General features: G+C 44.0%; 10 protein-coding genes and 1 pseudogene. 9 read left to right on the top strand and 2 right to left on the bottom strand.

The genetic code is table 11. From position 1 onward, the window contains the following. The 3 genes from rpoB to ACKPEB_RS20945 form a co-directional block, all read left to right on the top strand. Positions 1–2,951, top strand: a 2,951-nt coding sequence (gene rpoB / locus ACKPEB_RS20935; RefSeq protein WP_408966951.1) for a DNA-directed RNA polymerase subunit beta, incomplete at its 5' end; no start/stop codon positions are given. 109 nt (positions 2,952–3,060) lie between these two features. Further along, a complete protein-coding gene (locus ACKPEB_RS20940) occupies positions 3,061–4,956 on the top strand; it encodes a DNA-directed RNA polymerase subunit gamma (RefSeq protein ID WP_408966952.1) in 1,896 nt (631 codons plus the stop codon). 165 nt (positions 4,957–5,121) lie between these two features. After that, entirely contained in the window at positions 5,122–9,153 is a 4,032-nt protein-coding gene (locus ACKPEB_RS20945; protein ID WP_408966969.1) for a DNA-directed RNA polymerase subunit beta', read from the top strand. A gap of 85 nt (positions 9,154–9,238) precedes the next feature. Here the strand turns inward: ACKPEB_RS20945 and ACKPEB_RS20950 are convergent, their stop codons facing one another. Next, positions 9,239–10,120 carry a bacteriohemerythrin gene (locus ACKPEB_RS20950; RefSeq protein WP_408966953.1) on the bottom strand — a complete coding sequence of 294 codons (882 nt, stop codon included), beginning with the start codon at positions 10,118–10,120 and terminating at the stop codon, positions 9,239–9,241. A gap of 161 nt (positions 10,121–10,281) precedes the next feature. Further along, positions 10,282–10,905 (bottom strand): hypothetical protein, encoded by a 624-nt coding sequence (locus ACKPEB_RS20955; RefSeq protein WP_408966954.1) that lies wholly within the window; start codon positions 10,903–10,905, stop codon positions 10,282–10,284. A 20-nt stretch (positions 10,906–10,925) separates the two neighbouring features. Here ACKPEB_RS20955 and ACKPEB_RS20960 point away from each other — a divergent pair. From ACKPEB_RS20960 to ACKPEB_RS20985, 6 genes and pseudogenes are all read left to right on the top strand, one after another. Continuing rightward, positions 10,926–11,033, top strand: a pseudogene (locus tag ACKPEB_RS20960) (transposase); the annotation flags it as partial. A gap of 312 nt (positions 11,034–11,345) precedes the next feature. After that, positions 11,346–11,699, top strand: coding sequence for a metal-sensing transcriptional repressor (locus tag ACKPEB_RS20965; RefSeq protein WP_408966955.1), 354 nt, complete (start codon positions 11,346–11,348; stop codon positions 11,697–11,699). A 105-nt stretch (positions 11,700–11,804) separates the two neighbouring features. Continuing rightward, a complete protein-coding gene (locus ACKPEB_RS20970; RefSeq protein WP_408966956.1) occupies positions 11,805–12,488 on the top strand; it encodes a DUF2834 domain-containing protein in 684 nt (227 codons plus the stop codon). Between the two features lie 154 nt (positions 12,489–12,642). Further along, on the top strand, positions 12,643–14,292 hold the full coding sequence (locus ACKPEB_RS20975) for an efflux RND transporter periplasmic adaptor subunit (protein ID WP_408966957.1): 1,650 nt from the start codon (positions 12,643–12,645) through the stop codon (positions 14,290–14,292). 93 nt (positions 14,293–14,385) lie between these two features. Beyond that, positions 14,386–17,706, top strand: coding sequence for an efflux RND transporter permease subunit (locus ACKPEB_RS20980; protein WP_408966958.1), 3,321 nt, complete (start codon positions 14,386–14,388; stop codon positions 17,704–17,706). Between the two features lie 35 nt (positions 17,707–17,741). Continuing rightward, positions 17,742–18,338, top strand: a complete 597-nt coding sequence (locus ACKPEB_RS20985) for a GUN4 domain-containing protein (protein ID WP_408966959.1) — start codon at positions 17,742–17,744, stop codon at positions 18,336–18,338. Positions 18,339–18,340: the final 2 nt, after the last annotated feature.

An 18,340-nucleotide genomic window follows, 5' to 3' on the forward strand; every position in this document is an offset into this window, starting at 1 on the left:
AAATTGTCAGAAGTCCGGGGGTTTATTATAAATCTGAAATTGATAAAAACGGACGACGAACTTATAGTGCTTCTTTAATTCCCAACCGAGGAGCTTGGTTAAAATTTGAAACCGATAAAAATGATTTAGTGTGGGTCAGAATTGATAAAACCCGCAAACTATCAGCCCAAGTTTTATTAAAAGCTTTGGGTCTTACTAATAATGAAATTTTTGATGCGTTACGCCATCCCGAATATTTTGAAAAAACCATTGAACGAGAAGGAGAATTTACCGAAGACGATGCCTTGATGGAACTGTACCGCAAACTTCGTCCAGGGGAACCCCCAACGGTGGCCGGAGGCGAACAGTTACTCAATAACCGCTTCTTTGATGCCAAACGCTATGATTTGGGTCGGGTCGGACGCTATAAACTCAATAAAAAACTGCGGCTGACCATTCCTGATACCACACGGGTGTTGACGTCTACCGATATTCTGGCGGCGATTGATTATTTAATTAACCTGGAATACGATATCGGCGAAACCGATGATATTGACCACTTAGGAAATCGTCGGGTACGTTCGGTGGGAGAACTGCTGCAAAACCAAGTCAGAGTCGGGTTAAACCGCCTAGAACGCATTATCCGAGAACGGATGACCGTTAGTGATGCTGATGCTTTAACTCCCGCGTCTTTGGTCAACCCCAAACCTTTAGTTGCAGCCATTAAAGAATTCTTTGGTAGTTCTCAATTATCGCAGTTTATGGATCAGACCAATCCCTTAGCGGAACTGACCCACAAACGTCGTTTATCTGCCCTGGGCCCTGGAGGATTAACCCGTGAACGGGCGGGGTTTGCGGTGCGGGATATTCACCCTAGCCATTATGGTCGGATTTGTCCCATTGAAACGCCAGAGGGGCCAAACGCCGGATTAATTGGCTCTTTGGCAACCTTAGCGCGGGTCAACCCCTACGGATTTATTGCCACGCCTTACAATAAAGTTGAGAATGGCAAAGTCCGCCGGGATTTACCTGCGGTGTACATGACCGCCGACGAAGAAGACGATTTGCGGGTCGCACCAGGGGATATCCGCACCGATGCCGAAGGAACGATTTTAGGAGATATTGTTCCAGTCCGCTATCGCCAGGAGTTCACCACAACCACTCCCACCCAGGTAGACTATGCTGCGGTGTCTCCGGTACAAATCGTATCCGTTGCGACTTCTTTAATTCCCTTCCTCGAACACGACGACGCCAACCGAGCGTTGATGGGGTCTAATATGCAGCGTCAGGCTGTACCGTTGTTACGTCCTGAACGGCCTTTAGTGGGAACCGGGTTAGAAGCTCAGGCGGCTCGTGACAGTGGGATGGTGATTGTTTCTCGGACGGATGGGGAAGTGAGTTATATTGACGGCTCTTGTATTCGAGTGATCGACCCGAATGGTAAAGAGCATGAATATGAGTTACAAAAATATCAACGCTCTAACCAAGATACTTGTTTAAACCAGCGTCCCTTGGTGTATGAAGGAGATCAGGTTGTAGCAGGTCAGGTCTTAGCCGATGGTTCCTCAACGGAAGGGGCAGAACTCGCCCTCGGTCACAATATCTTAGTCACCTATATGCCCTGGGAAGGGTATAACTACGAAGACGCGATTTTAATCAGTGAGCGTCTGGTACAAGAAGATATTTACACCTCCATCCACGTTGAAAAATACGAAATTGAAGCTCGACAAACCAAACTCGGCCCCGAAGAAATTACCCGTGAAATTCCTAACGTTGGGGAAGACTCCCTGCGACAACTCGATGGTAGCGGCATTATCCGAGTTGGAGCTTGGGTGGAATCTGGGGATATTTTAGTCGGGAAAGTCACCCCCAAAGGAGAATCAGACCAACCCCCGGAAGAAAAACTCCTGCGGGCAATTTTCGGAGAAAAAGCACGGGATGTGCGGGATAACTCCCTGCGGGTTCCCAACGGAGAAAAAGGCCGGGTTGTGGATGTGCGGGTATTTACCCGTGAACAAGGAGACGAACTGCCCCCCGGTGCCAATATGGTGGTGCGGGTGTATGTCGCCCAAAAACGCAAAATCCAAGTTGGGGATAAAATGGCCGGACGTCACGGCAATAAAGGGATTGTCTCTCGGATTTTACCGATTGAAGATATGCCCTATTTACCCGATGGTCGCCCGGTGGATATTGTGTTAAATCCCTTGGGGGTACCCAGTCGGATGAACGTCGGCCAAATCTTTGAATGTTTATTAGGGTGGGCAGGTCAGAACTTGAAAAAACGGTTCAAAGTCGTTCCCTTTGATGAAATGCACGGGGCTGAAATGTCACGGGAAACGGTTCACGCCAAATTACAGGAAGCTCGTGAGAAAACCAAAAAAAATTGGTTATTCGATGAAAATCACCCCGGAAAAACCATTGTTTATGACGGTCGCACAGGAGAACCCTTTGACCAACCCGTCACCGTTGGCATTGCCTATATGCTCAAACTGGTGCACTTAGTAGATGATAAGATTCACGCCCGGTCTACCGGCCCTTACTCCTTGGTGACGCAGCAACCCTTGGGAGGAAAAGCGCAACAAGGCGGACAACGGTTTGGAGAAATGGAAGTCTGGGCTTTAGAAGCCTTCGGGGCTGCCTATACGTTGCAGGAGTTATTAACGGTAAAATCCGACGATATGCAGGGACGTAACGAAGCCCTCAACGCTATTGTTAAGGGTAAAACCATTCCCCGTCCAGGGACACCGGAATCCTTCAAAGTGTTGATGCGAGAACTGCAATCTTTATGTTTGGATATTGCAGTACATAAAGTGGAAACCACCGACGAAGGAGGCAGTCGAGACGTGGAAGTAGACTTAATGGCCGATCTGCCAGCTACCCGCATGACCTATAGCGCCAATAACTTCGCCCCCGCTAAACCCACTTACGACTTAAGTAGTTCTGTGGAAGAAGAGGACGATTTTGATCAGTAATCATTTTCACGAATGACTGATAAGGTGAAAAACTGAAAAACTGAGTACAGACGCGCTCCTGGCGCGTCTCTACCCCTGATAACTGATAACTGATAACTGATAACTGACTATGCCTAAGCTTGAACAACGGTTTGATTACGTTAAAATCGGATTGGCGTCTCCAGAACGCATTCGTCAGTGGGGAGAAAGAACCCTACCGAATGGTCAAGTCGTTGGAGAAGTGACAAAACCCGAAACCATCAATTATCGAACCTTAAAACCGGAGATGGACGGGTTATTCTGTGAGCGAATTTTTGGCCCCGCCAAGGATTGGGAATGCCATTGCGGAAAATATAAACGGGTCAGACACCGGGGAATTGTTTGTGAACGCTGTGGAGTAGAAGTTACAGAGTCCCGGGTTCGTCGTCATCGCATGGGCTATATTAAATTAGCCGCTCCTGTGACCCATGTTTGGTATCTCAAAGGCATTCCAAGTTATATGGCAATCTTATTAGATATGCCTTTACGAGATGTGGAACAAGTCGTTTATTTTAATGCCTATGTGGTATTAAATCCAGGGAACCATGAAAGCTTGTCTTATAAACAGTTATTAACTGAAGATACCTGGTTAGAAATTGAAGATCAAATTTATAGTGAAGAATCCACTTTAACCGGAATAGAAGTGGGAATTGGGGCAGAAGCGATCGCCCGTTTATTAGAAGATATTCCCCTAGAAGAAGAAGCGGAAAAACTACGGGAAGAAATTGCCGCTGCTAAAGGACAAAAACGCGCCAAATTAATTAAACGGTTGCGGGTGATTGATAACTTTGTGGCGACAGGTTCTAAACCCGATTGGATGGTTTTAAATGTCATTCCCGTCATTCCTCCTGATTTACGGCCGATGGTGCAATTGGATGGGGGACGGTTTGCAACCTCCGATTTAAACGATTTATATCGTCGGGTGATTAACCGTAATAATCGATTAGCTCGACTGCAAGAAATTCTAGCTCCAGAAATTATTATCCGTAATGAAAAACGGATGTTACAAGAAGCCGTTGATGCCTTAATTGATAATGGTCGTCGCGGTCGAACTGTGGTTGGAGCGAATAACCGACCGTTAAAATCTTTATCCGATATTATTGAAGGAAAACAAGGACGATTCCGGCAGAACTTGTTAGGAAAACGGGTCGATTATTCCGGTCGTTCTGTGATTGTGGTGGGGCCAAAATTAAAAATGCACCAATGCGGTTTGCCCCGTGAAATGGCGATTGAATTATTCCAGCCTTTTGTGATTAATCGCTTAATTCGTCAAGGATTAGTCAACAATATTAAGGCGGCTAAAAAGTTAATTCAACGCAATGATCCTAGTGTTTGGGATGTCTTAGAAGAAGTGATTTCAGGACATCCAGTCATGTTAAACCGGGCACCGACGTTACACCGTTTAGGGATTCAAGCCTTTGAACCGATTTTAGTCGATGGTCGGGCAATTCAGTTACATCCGTTAGTTTGTCCTGCCTTTAACGCCGACTTCGACGGAGACCAAATGGCGGTTCACGTTCCCTTGTCGATTGAATCGCAATCGGAAGCGCGATTATTAATGTTAGCGGCGAATAATATTCTGTCTCCCGCGACAGGACGACCCATTGTGACTCCCAGTCAGGATATGGTCTTGGGATGTTATTATCTAACCGCAGAAAACCCCAAATTTAAAGATCAAGAAGATCGTTATTTTGCCGATTTAGAAGATGTGATTACCGCTTATCAACAAGGGTTAATTGAATTACATTCCTATGTGATGGTGCGGTTTGATGGGGAAATGTTAGCGGATGAACCTGAACAAGTGGAGGTAGAACAGGAAGATGCGCTCACAGGAATTGTAACAAAAACTTATGTGGGCAAGAAAACCGGAAAAGTGTTACGTCGAGTTCGAGAGGACAAGGAAGGCAATATTTTGACTCAATATATTCGTACCACCCCAGGGCGAGTCATTTTCAACAAAACCGTTTTTTCAGTGATTAATCAATAATCATAGGAATTACCAATTACGAATTACGAATTCATGAGTGGTCTGTTGACTGTTTACAGTTAGGGGTTGACTCTTAGCGAGGGAGGATGCACATTCATCAGGTACTTCTTTTCCCCCTGCTCCCCCTGTTCCCCCTGCTCCCTGTTTCCTGTTCCCTAATTACTGATCATGACTAACAAAAAAATCTTTCGGAATCAAGTTATTGATAAAGGACAATTAAAAAAATTAATGTCCTGGGCGTTTATGAATCATGGCACAGCCCGAACCGCTCAAATTGCTGATGAATTAAAGGATTTGGGCTTTCGCTATGCCACAAAAGCCGGGGTTTCGATTAGTGTCGATGACTTACAAGTTCCTCCTTCCAAACGAGCTTTATTAGAAGCGGCAGAAGAAGAAATTCGCAACACAGAACGCCGTTATATGAAGGGGGAAATTACAGAAGTTGAACGGTTCCAAAAAGTAATTGATACTTGGAATGGTACCTCCGAAGCCCTGAAAGATCAGGTCGTGGAAAACTTCAAAGCCAGTAATCCGTTAAACTCTGTTTATATGATGGCCTTCTCCGGTGCACGGGGGAATATTTCCCAAGTTCGTCAGTTAGTGGGAATGCGGGGATTAATGGCTGACCCCCAAGGGGAAATTATCGACTTACCGATTAAAACGAATTTCCGCGAAGGGTTAACCGTTACTGAATATATTATTTCCTCCTATGGTGCCCGTAAAGGGTTAGTTGATACGGCACTGCGGACGGCTGACTCTGGATATTTAACTCGCCGTTTAGTGGATGTCTCCCAGGATGTGATTCTGCGGGAAATTGACTGTGGAACAACGCGGGGGATTCGCATTCGCAGCATGACCGATGGCGACCGGGTATTAATTCCCCTCAAAGACCGATTAATGGGTCGGGTGTTAGGGGAAGATGTGCGCCACCCTGAAACCGGAGAAATTATTGAATATGAGGGACAACAAGCCGTCAGAAATCAGGCAGTGAGTGAAGAATTAGCCACCGCCATTCAGAAAGCAGGGGTTCAGGAAGTATTTTTGCGCTCACCCCTAACCTGCGAAGCTAACCGTTCTGTTTGTCAAACTTGCTATGGATGGAGTTTAGCCCACGGTCATAACGTTGACTTAGGGGAAGCCATTGGAATTATTGCGGCTCAAAGTATCGGAGAACCCGGAACCCAGTTAACGATGCGAACCTTCCACACCGGAGGGGTGTTTACCGCCGAAGCAGCAGCCGTAATTCGTGCCACGAAAGATGGCGTTGTCAAATTCCCCAAAACCCTACGCGCTCGTCCCTTCCGTACCCGTCATGGGGATGATGCCTATATTGTGGAAAGCAACGGCCAGATTGTTGTAGAAACTGGAGAGAAGAAACAAGAAAAACACAGCCTCTCCCAAGGGACAACGATTATTGTTCAAGATGGTCAACGGGTCAAAGCCGAACAAATCTTAGCGGAAATTCCCGCCGGAGGTCGGACAGCCCGGAAAACCACCGAAAAAGCAACGAAGGACGTGGCGACGGACTTAGCGGGAGAAGTTAAGTTTGCGGATGTGGTTCCTGAAGAAAAAACCGACCGTCAAGGAAACATGACCCGCATCGCCCAACGGGGGGGCTTAATTTGGGTTTTAGGCGGAGAAGTGTATAACCTTCCTCCTGGGGCTGAACCTGCGGTTAAAAATGGAGATGCCGTCACGCCCGGCAGCGTTCTGGCCCAAACCAAACTGGTGTCTGAACATGGGGGATTAGTCCGAATTCGGGAACAAATTGGCCCCGATGAGTTACCTCGTGAAATTGAGATTATTACTGCTTCTGTGTTGCTGGATGAAGCTTTAGTGCGGTTGGTGCAGATGCAGGGACGGGAACAATATATTATTGAAACCAATAGTAACCACCGCTTCCTGCTCAAAGTCAGTCCGGGTTCCAAGGTGGAAAACCATGATGTGATTGCAGAACTCATGGACGATAGCTACCGGACAAAAACCGGGGGAATTATTAAATACGCGGGAGTGGAAGTTGCCAAACGCGGTAAGGGCAAACAAGGTTATGAAGTGACCCAGGGGGGTACACTGCTGTGGATTCCTGAAGAATGCCACGAAGTTAACAAAGATATTTCCTTACTGTTAACTGAGGATGGACAGTATGTAGAAGCTGGAACCGAAGTGGTTAAGGATATCTTCTGTCAAACTAATGGAGTCATAGAAGTTACTCAGAAAAATGATATTCTCCGAGAAATCGTCATTAAACCGGGCGAACTGCATTTAGTCGATGACCCAGAAATGGTGATGGCCATTGATGGTCAGATTGTCAATCCGGGTCAAGAGGTGATTCCAGGGATTATTTCTCCTGACCTCCATTATGTGGAATATGTCGAAACTCCCGAAGGCCCTGCTTTGCTGTTGCGTCCGGTTGTAGAGTTTAGTGTTCCTGAAACGCCTCCAGTTCCTTCTCAGGAGTCTTTAAATGAGTCTATTGCTCTGCGGGCGGTACAACGGTTAACCTACAAAGATGGGGAACGGGTACGGTCAGTGGAAGGAGTGGAACTGCTGCGAACCCAATTGGTGATTAGTATTGGCACAGAAGCACCGCAGTTAGCCGCCGATATTGAGTTACTACCGGATGATAATGACCCGGAGGTGATGCGGTTACAGTTGGTGATTTTGGAATCTCTGGTGATTCGTCGGGACGTCACGGCAGATGCGACTCAAGGCAGTACCCGGACACGGTTACTGGTTCAGGATGGTCAGGAAATTGAGAAAGATGCCGTTGTTACTCGTACTGAGATTTTGTGTAAGGAAGATGGGATTATCCAAGGGATTCGCTCAGGGTCGGAAATTCTGCGCCGTTGTTTAGTGGTGCGAGATGTTGACCAAATGACCCTGGATTTCCCAGACGGGGTAAAACCCGATGTGAAACTGGGTCAACTGTTAGTAGAAGGCATTGAAATTGCCCCAGGAGTCACCTTACCGGAGTCTGGTCAAGTGATTGCTGTGGGGGACAAAATTGTAGGCGCGGGAACGACCCCGGTCAGTGGGAATCAAATTACCCTGCGTCGAGGACGTCCCTATCGAGTGTCTCCGGGTGCCATTCTCCACGTTAAAGACGGAGACTTGGTACAACGGGGGGATAACCTAGTGTTGCTGGTGTTTGAACGAGCCAAAACCGGAGATATTATTCAAGGGTTGCCTCGGATTGAAGAGTTATTAGAAGCTCGTAAACCAAAAGAAGCTTGTGTTTTAGCCCGACGTCCGGGGACAGCCCAGGTAACAATGGACGAAGATGTTGTTGAACTGCGAGTGATTGAAACCGATGGCACAGTCACGGATTATCCCTTAACCTCCGGTCAAACTCCGTTAGTGTCCGATGGTCAAAAAGTGGATGGGGGACAACCTTTAACCGATGGCCCCAGTAACCCCCATGAAATTCTGGAGGTGTTCTATGAGCATTATCTGGAACAAGGTCAAGGGATGTACGATGCGGCGTTAGGCAGTTTCCAACAGTGTCAAACCTTCTTGGTGAACGAGGTGCAGTCTGTTTATCAATCTCAAGGAATTGATATTTCTGATAAACATATTGAGGTGATTGTTCGTCAGATGACCTCGAAGGTTCGGATTGATGATGGTGGGGATACCACTATGTTACCCGGAGAATTGGTGGAACTGCGCCAAGTGGAACAGGTGAATGATGCCATGTCCATTACCGGAAGTGCCCCGGCGAAATATACTCCGGTGTTATTGGGGATTACTAAAGCTTCCTTAAATACCGATAGCTTTATTTCCGCCGCCAGTTTCCAAGAAACGACACGGGTATTAACCGAAGCGGCGATTGAAGGAAAATCCGACTGGTTACGGGGTTTGAAGGAAAACGTGATTATCGGGCGTTTGATTCCAGCAGGAACGGGGTTCAATGCCTATGAGGACGGCGGAAATGCTGACTATGGCTTTGATAGCGGTAGTTTGTATTTAGATGAGGAGGATGAAGACGAACTGCGAGACGTGGTCTTGGATGACCAAACCGCACGGGTCTATAGCAGTTTTGAACGGGAAACGCCCCCCGACCCAAAATCAGACCGCAGCTTTGGTAAAACCAGTAAAGCGTTCTATGAAGATAGCGAAGATGATCCGTTATTATCGGCTATCCTCGATGAGGAGTTAATTGACGACGAATACGAAGACGACGAAGACGAAGACGAATAAACGGTAGGGGCGGGGTGATCCCGCCCTTTTTCAGTTATCTCAGGACACAGGACACAGGCAAGATGCCTGTTCCACTTATTATTCTTTAATTGAGAGTTTCTTTTTGTCGTTTTTGGCGGAGGAAGACAATCATTTTTTGATCTTCATCTTTAATATGATCAATCAGCCAATTGGTTAAAAAATGGGAAACATTAATGGTGAGTTTGGAAATGGAGCCTGTTTTTTCCTGTTGATTAAACCGTTCGACTTGTTCCCGAAGTCGTTGATGTTTGGCTTTATGTTCTAAATACCCTGGATAGCCATAGTGGCGCATAAATTGTTCTTCGGTTTCAAAATGAATCGTTGTGTAATTCCTCAGAATTTTGAGGGTTCGTTGCAGTAATTCTTCGCCTCGTCCTGCTAACATAGCAGTATTGAGAGCATTAATAGCATGGAAGAGGCTTTTATGTTGATCATCAATGAGAGTATAACCCGTTTCATATTGGGAATGCCAACGAGCGACCTCCAGTTTTGAAGTGACAGAAATTGAAGAATTCACCGGATCTGACTTCGGATCAAAATAACGACCTTGACAACAAAATTGAATCATTTTTCGATCTTCATCTTTGATATGATGAATCAACCAATCAGTTAAAAAGTGCGAAACTTCAATGGTTAACTCAGACAGGTTATGATGATTTTCTTGCTCAAATTTTAATACTTGATTTTTGAGAGCTTCATGCTTGATATGATGTTGTTGATAACCCGGATAGTTATGGCGCAGCATGAATTCTTCTTCCGTATCAAAATGAACTGTCGTATAGTCTTTTAAACTTTCAAGGGTTTTCTTTACTAAAACTTCACCCTGTCCGTCTAACATCGCATTATTCAGCGAATTAATGATACTAAATAGACTTTTATGTTGTTCATCAACTAAGTCATCCCCTGTTTCATATTCAGGTCGCCATTTTGCCAGTAAGATGCCCATAAAATATAACTCCTGAAGCTGTTATTTTAGCCGTTTTTTTTAATAATTTAAGCTTTGACCCACTTAACCCCTCGAATCCCTTTTTTAAATTTATTTATAGCAATCCCCCTTCCCATTAGCTTATATCTCTATATTGACACTCCCACCCCTACGCTACGCGCTTAGGGTGGGATTCTCGTATCGCAGCACCAGTCAAAAAGAGACAGTTGAATATACTCTTGTTTGCCAGTATTCACCGAGTTCGGGGGTGTGCCAAGCACCCCATAATTTAAACCGAATGAATCCATTACAGAAGCATCTCTTTCTGGAACATCCTCAGTAATTGACAGATAGGCATACCACTTATTTCGATGTTTAATTAATTTAAAAGAACCGCCTTGAATTGTTCCCTCTAGCAATCCATCTAAAACAGGTTGCCAATGAGGAGATGCAACTTTAATGGGGATTCTTTTTTCACCTTTTAGGGTTGGGAAGCTAATTGAATCGGTATTCCCTTTTAAAGTTAACTTCCTGTTTTGGTTATTAACTTCTACCGGAAGAACTTTGTATTGTTTAGTTTGACGACCCGTAGGTGATTTGGTATGTCGGATAACTTGATTGACCAAGGCAGATTTTAACTCGGACATGATTTTAGTTGTTGTCATTGTACGTCGCTCTTTAATCGGAAATGACAACAACTGGTTTGCAATCCGCGTGTTTTCCTCCGTCATCAGCTCGAACATTTGAGCTTTACAACGGTTGAGATCTACGAATTTTAATTGAATCGTCCGAGTTACTTTAATCATGTTGGCGATGATAACATAATTTACTTAAATTACCGTCTTTGTGGACTAGAAGTTATTACTGTGGGACGGCTGGTTGCGTCTCAAGCGAAACCATCAAGAGGTACATTGCCAATCAAAATTCTCATTAACCTTTACTCCGCCTTTAGGCGGGTATTCTACATCCCACGCTTGAAAGACGCGCTGCTCTGAATACGTTTATTGTAAAGGATTAGGTTCAATATTGACTAACGGAATTATCTGTTATTGTTCAGGTGAGGTTGTAAGCTTCTGGGGTCTTTTGTATTGAGTATGCTATCATATTTAGAAAAATGCGATCCACATAAAGTCCCCAACTAAAAAATCATTAAAATTTCCGAATTTTCCTCAAAAAATATTAAACCAAAAACTACAAGATTAAGGTACAATGATTAAATATTTGTCAATTTTATATGAACAAACAGATGAATAACGTAGAACCGACGGTAGAAGAACTGAACAACTTGCTAGAACACCATCATCATCCTGAACATTCTAGCCATCCCCATATTCATAGTGAAGAATCTTTGCGAAAGATAGTCAATCGTCTATCACGACTGGAGGGACATATTCGAGGCGTTAAAACAATGGTACAAGAAAATCGTCCCTGTCCTGATGTGTTAGTTCAAATTGCCGCCATTCGAGGCGCTTTAGATCGGGTAGCTCGAATTATTTTAGATGAGCATTTGAGTGAATGTGTGGCTAGAGCAGCACAAGAAGGTAATATTGATGATGAAATTGAGGCTTTAAAAGCAGCATTAGATCGCTTTTTACCTTAATCATTAATCATTAGTCATGAATCGGTCAAATGTTGACAGTTGATCAAGGTAGTATGAAAATTTTATATAAACTATAAAATTCATGAGAATAATCGAGAGTTAACCATGATCAATCAAATCGTTTTTGGATTAATTTGGCTAAGTTTTATTCTGTATGCGTTTATTTTTGCACCCCCGGATCAACCGGATACCTTGACATTAATTCAAAATCTTTCAACGGGAAACTGGACAGGCATTAATCCGTTAATTATTGCCCTATTTAATATTATGGGAATTTGGCCGTTGATTTATAGTTGTGTTCTGTTTATGGATGGACAAGGACAAAAAATCCCGGCTTGGCTCTTTGCAACCTTATCCTTTGGAGTGGGTGCTTTTGCCATTTTACCCTACTTAGCATTCCGGCAACCCAATCCCCAATTTGTCGGGAAAAAATCTCTATTCATTAAAGTTTTAGATTCTCGAATTACGGGACTGTTATTAACCTTGGGGGCGATCGCTTTAGTCAGTTATGGATTCAGTCAAGGAAATTGGGGAGACTTTATTCAACAATGGCAAACCAGCCGTTTTATTCATGTAATGAGTCTTGATTTCTGTTTATTAAGCCTTCTGTTTCCGGCTTTATTAGGAGATGATATGGCAAGACGAGGAATGAAAAATCAAGCCATCTTTTGGGGGGTTAGCTTGGTTCCTTTATTCGGCCCTTTATTTTATTTAATAACCCGAATTCCCTTGAAGGATCACCAACCCTTAACAACATCTGAATCAGCCTCCATCTCAGTTCAAAATTAAGTATTGATTATGGTAGGGGAAATTCAGGCTGAACAATTATAAGAATTATTGTGGTCAGTCTAAAATTCCCCGAATACCCGCTATGCTATATTTCCAAAGACCGATTGCGAATTGAGTTATTTCCTGTTATTGATTCTCTATCCCTAGCCAAACTATGCAACAGCATTCTGCTTTCTGGAAGTCCTATTTTTCCCTAATCTTGGGTAGTATTTTGATGACGGGCTGTGGTAGTGAACCTCAAGCAGCGACTGTCCCACCCGTTAGCGTCAATATCGCCCCAGTAGGAGCGAGTAACGTTAAAAATAGTAGTATTTATAATGCCAGGGTTGAAGGGGTTCAGAATGCAATTATTCAACCCCGTGTTAATGGTTTGGTGAAACAAGTTTATGTGCGGTTAGGTGATCGCGTTTCTCCAAATAGCCCTTTAATTCAAATTGATGCGCGACAACAACAAGCTAATTATGAAAGTCAATTAGCCAGCGTGGAGTCCCGAATTGCCCAATTGAATAGTGCAAGGGCCAATTTGGATTCTCAACGAGCCGAACTGGCGCGCATTCAAGCAGAATTAACTTACCAATCTCAAGAAGCTGATTTAGAAGATGCTCAACAAACCTTAGCCGCAGAAGAGAAAGAAAAACAGCGATTAGAGTATGAATTAGAATTTACCTCGGCTGCGGATGAGTTGAAAACCGCCCAAGAAAATGTACAGGTCGGAATTAAAGAACGGGAACGCAGACGAGCCATTATGGAAGAACGTAAAAAAGCTTATGACCGCTATCAACCCCTCTATCAACAAGGTGTCATTTCAGCTGAACTTTACGATGAAAAATTGCGAGACTATGAAGCAACCCAAGCAGATTTTGCAGCCCAAGAACGGGAGATATTGTCCTTACAAGCGAAAGTCAGAACCGCCCAACAAAACCTAGAACGACAAACCTCAACTTTGACAACCCAAATCGAAGGCCAACAAAGGCGAGTCGATGCGGCGATCGCTAAAGTTGCAAGTGCTCAACAGGATTACAACCGTCAAGTCTCAACCCTTAAAGCTCAAATTGCAACTCAACAAAATGTGATTGCGGCTCAAGAAGCGACTGTCAAGCAACTTCAGCGCGATATTGATCAAGCTCGTTCCGATGCAACGGCTCAACAGGTACAGCTAGAATATTATGAAATCAAAGCCCCCATTACGGGAATTGTGGGGGATATATTCGTGAAAGTAGGAGATTTTGTTGATAGTCAAACCCAACTAACCAGTATTCGTCAAAATGATTTATTAGAAGTTCAGATTAATATTCCGATTGAACGGTTATCTCAAGTTAGAGCCGGAACCCTGGTGGAAATTCTCAGTCAAGAAACCGGAGAATTAATCGGAACCTCTCAGGTCTCTTATATTGCTCCCAGTGCAGGTACAGGAAGCCAAACTATTTTAGTTAAAGCGATTTATGATAATCGAGGGAATCAATTACGAACCGATCAAATTGTTCGAGCTAAAGTGATTTGGGAACAACAATCAGGAATTACAGTTCCAGTAACGGCCATTAGTCGAATTGGAGATCAAAGTTTTGTGTTTATCGCCCAAGAACAAACCGAAGGTGGGAAAACTCAATTAGTTGCTAAACAACAGCCTGTGAAGTTGGGTAGTATTCGAGGTCAAAGCTTTGAAGTTTTATCCGGGTTAAAAGCTGGGGAAAAAATTGTTACCGATGGTGTCGTTAAACTGCGAAATGGAACCCCTATTGCAGAACAAAAACAGCAACCCACTCCAACTTCATCCTCAACACAGGAAACACCTCAATCCCCATAATTATAACGGATTGAAACAGATTCACTCTCATTTCACAGATTTGGGTAATAATTAACAGTCAACCGCCAACCGTAAACCGCCAACCGTCTCCCCATGATTCTGTTTGTTAACACTTTCATTAAACGGCCTGTCTTAACGACAGTGTGTAGCATCATCATTATTTTGGTGGGTGCAATTTCAATTCCTTTGCTTCCCATTACCCAACTGCCAAACTTAGCTAATACTCAAATTAGTGTAACGGCGGTGAATATTGGGGCGGATGCTGAAACGACAGAAACCACCGTCACCACAATTATAGAACGGGAAATTAACGGGGTGGAGGGGATGAAATATATGTCCTCCAGCACCGGGAATAATGGCGTGAGTAATATTTCGGTGTTTTTTCCTAATGATGCCGATCGCAATATTGCTCAAGTTAACGTTCAAAACCGAGTTGCTCAAGCCGAATCCAATTTACCCGATGGTGTGAAACAAACAGGGGTAACAATTGAAGCTTCATCGCCCAATATTCTGTTAGTCATCGCCTTTTATTCGGCAAAAGACGAAACGGGAAAACCCCTCTACGATCCCACCTTTATTAGTAACTATATTGATTTATTTATTGTTGACCAAGTGAGTCGGATTCCTGGGGTCGGTCAAGTGACCATCTTTGGAGAACGAAAATATGCCATGCGACTTTGGCTTGATCCCTCTCGGATGGCAGCTAGGGGGTTAACGGCGCAGGATGTCGTCGGGGCTTTACGGGAACAAAATATTCAAGTTGGAGCCGGAACTCTGGGTCAACAACCGACTCCCCCCGGTCAACTGTTTGAAATTCCTCTGCAAGCAGTGAGTCGGCTTCGCACGGCTGAAGAATTTGCCCAAATGGTCTTGAAAACCAATGATGATGGCAGCTTAGTTACAGTTCAGGACGTGGGACGGGCAGAATTAGGGGCAGAAAGTTATGATTCCAACTCCACATTTAACGGAGAACCCGCCGTTGGTTTAGGAATTTATCAATTACCCGGAAGTAACGCCTTAGAAACATCCGATCAAATTAAAGCCACGATTGCGGAAATGGCTAAAAGTTTCCCCCCCGGTATTGAAAGCCGTGTGGCTTACGATACGACTTTGTTTATTAAGGTGTCCCTTGAGGAAGTGGTGATCAGCTTGTTTATGGCGATCGCCTTGGTGGTGTTAGTGATTTTCATCTTTTTACAGGACTGGCGAGCCACCTTAATTCCTTCAATTGCCATTCCGGTGGCGTTAATTGGGGCAATGGCAGGGTTAAAAGCCTTTGGGTTTGAACTGAATACGTTAACCTTGTTTGCTTGTACCTTGGCAACGGGTTTAGTGGTGGACGATGCCATCGTGATTGTTGAAGCCGTCTCAATCAAAATTGAACAGGGGATGAAACCTCGTCAGGCGGCTTTAGATGCCATGCAGGAACTTACGGGAGCTACCATTGCAACTTCAGTAGTGTTGATGGCTGTTTTTATTCCGGTGTGCTTCTTCCCCGGAACCACTGGGGCGATTTATCGACAATTCGCCATCACCATTATTTTTGCCTTGATCTTTTCCACCTTCAACGCCCTTTCCTTTTCTCCGAGTATGGCCGGGTTATTATTGCGTCGCAAACAGGAAACACGGGGGCCGTTAGGATGGTTTTTTGATAAATTTAATCAAGGTTTTGGTTGGGTACAGGATAAATACGGTAGATTTATTACCTTTTTAACCCGGATTAATGCCCTAGTGATGGGTGTGTTTGTCGGGGGGTTAGTAGCAACGGTATTGGTTTATCAACTGGTTCCGTCAGGGTTTGTTCCTGAAGAAGATCAAGGATATCTATTAATTCTGTTTCGGACGCCGGATGGGGTGTCCCTGAATTATACGGCAAAAGCGGGAGAACAAATTGTTGATCGCGTCTTAGCAATACCTGAAATTGAAAGTGCCTTTGTGGTTCCGGGGTTTGGATTTGAAGGAAGCAACCCCAGCCAAGGGATTGCGTTTGTATTATTAAAACCTTGGGAAGAACGACCGACGGAACAACAGTCGGTTTATGGCGTTTTAAGACGATTAAATGGGTCTTTACAATCGATTCCAGAAGTTCAAGCCTTTGCAGTTAATGCCCCTCCAGTACAAGGTTTAAGTAATACCGGAGGATTTGAATTTCAGTTATTAGATAAAACCGGAAGTTTACCGATTCAATCTTTAATTGAAAATGGCAATCGTTTAATTGCAGCCGCCAATGGTAATCCAACTTTTCAAGGAGTTTTTAGTCAGTTTTCCGCTAGTAAAGCTCAGAAAAAAGTTGAGGTGTTACGCGATCGCGCTAAAGCCTTAAATGTCAATATTAATGATGTTTTTGGCACACTTCAAACCTTTTTAGGCTCATCTTATGTGAATGATTTTGTCTTAGGTCAACGTCAATATCGGGTTTATGCTCAAGCTGAAGCGGAATTTCGGGCTAGACCGGAAGATATTAATCAGTTATATGTGCGTTCCCAAGATGGGGAGATGATTGCTCTAAGTAATTTAGTCAAACTCACAGATTTTGTCGGGCCAGAAACCATTAACCACTTTAATATCTTCCGTTCCATGCTGATTCAAGGCAACCCCGCACCCACCGCTAGTACGGGTCAAGCGATCGCAGCGATGGAAAAATTAGCCAACGAAGTTTTAGACCCAGGTTTTGGCTATTCTTGGCAGGGTAGCGCCTTGGAGGAAAAATCGTCGGGGGGATCGGCGGTGATTATTTTCGGATTAGCTTTTGCGATGGTATTTCTAGTGCTATCGGCTCAATACGAAAGTTATATTGATCCCACCATTATTATGTTGTCTGTGCCCTTAGCGGTTTTGGGTGCTATGGCGGCGGTTTGGTTCCGATCAAATGTGCTTCTGAGTGGGACATTATGGCCGGTGATCACCAATGATGTCTATGTGCAGGTAGCCTTGGTGATGTTGATTGGTTTGGCGTCTAAAAACTCAATTCTGATTGTGGAGTTTGCGAACCAATTACGGGAAAAAGGCTTAAGTATTACCCAAGCTGCTATTCAAGCCGCTGAACAACGGTTCCGACCGATTCAAATGACGGCGATTTCCAGTTTAATTGGGTTCTGGCCGTTAGTGGTGGCTTCGGGTGCAGGTTCGAGTAGCCGTTGGTCATTGGGTACGGCGATTTTTGGGGGGTTATTAGCAGGAACGTTATTAAGTTTGTTAATTACACCCAATTTATATATTACGATTAAAACCCTTGAATCCCGTTTCCTCAAAGGAGAAAAATCCAATCAACCTAATAACAATAAATCGGATAAAAATCAACCTCAACCTCCTTCGGATAATGGGCATTCTCAAGATGGGCGGGAAAACCCCGCCCCTACGTCAAATTCCAGTACAACAGCACCAGATAGTAGTCCCGTTAATCGTAATTCGTAATTCGTAATTCCCTCTTTTCCAATTTTCTTAAAACAATGTCAAACGAATCTTTTTCCTTTCAACCTTCTTCTAATGCTGGGGATCAATCTCAACCCTTGAGTTTAACCGCTTTATCTGAACGGATTGATCGCTTAGAACATAAATTAGACCAAGCCCTATTATTATTAACGGATTTGTATCGATATCGCAAATTGCGGGATTTATTGGCGACTGAAAATTGGAGAGAAGCGGATGAAGAAACCACCAATATTATGTTAGAAATTATGGGCAAAAGTAGTTTGGAGAATATTATTCCTGATGAAGTCATGAACTTTCCCTGTAGTGCGCTACAACTGCTTGATCAATTATGGATGAGTTACAGTAATAATCGTTTTGGTTTCAGTGTCCAACAACAAATTTATACCCGTTTGGGAGGAAACGATGATATTTCTGATGTGGATATGAAAGTCTTACAAGCGATGGGGGCTGAAATGGGATGGATGGTCAATAATAAATTATTAGACTATGAAGATCTCGATTTTAGCTCATCGGCTCCGGTGGGTTGTCATCCCTCTGGATGGTGGCGTTCTCCTTATGGTGCAAAAATGGCGGTTTATTTTATTGCTCGTTTAATTCGTTGTGGCGTAAATTAATC

The organism is Planktothrix sp. (assembly GCF_046067725.1).
In the GTDB taxonomy this organism is placed as follows: Bacteria; Cyanobacteriota; Cyanobacteriia; order Cyanobacteriales; family Microcoleaceae; genus Planktothrix.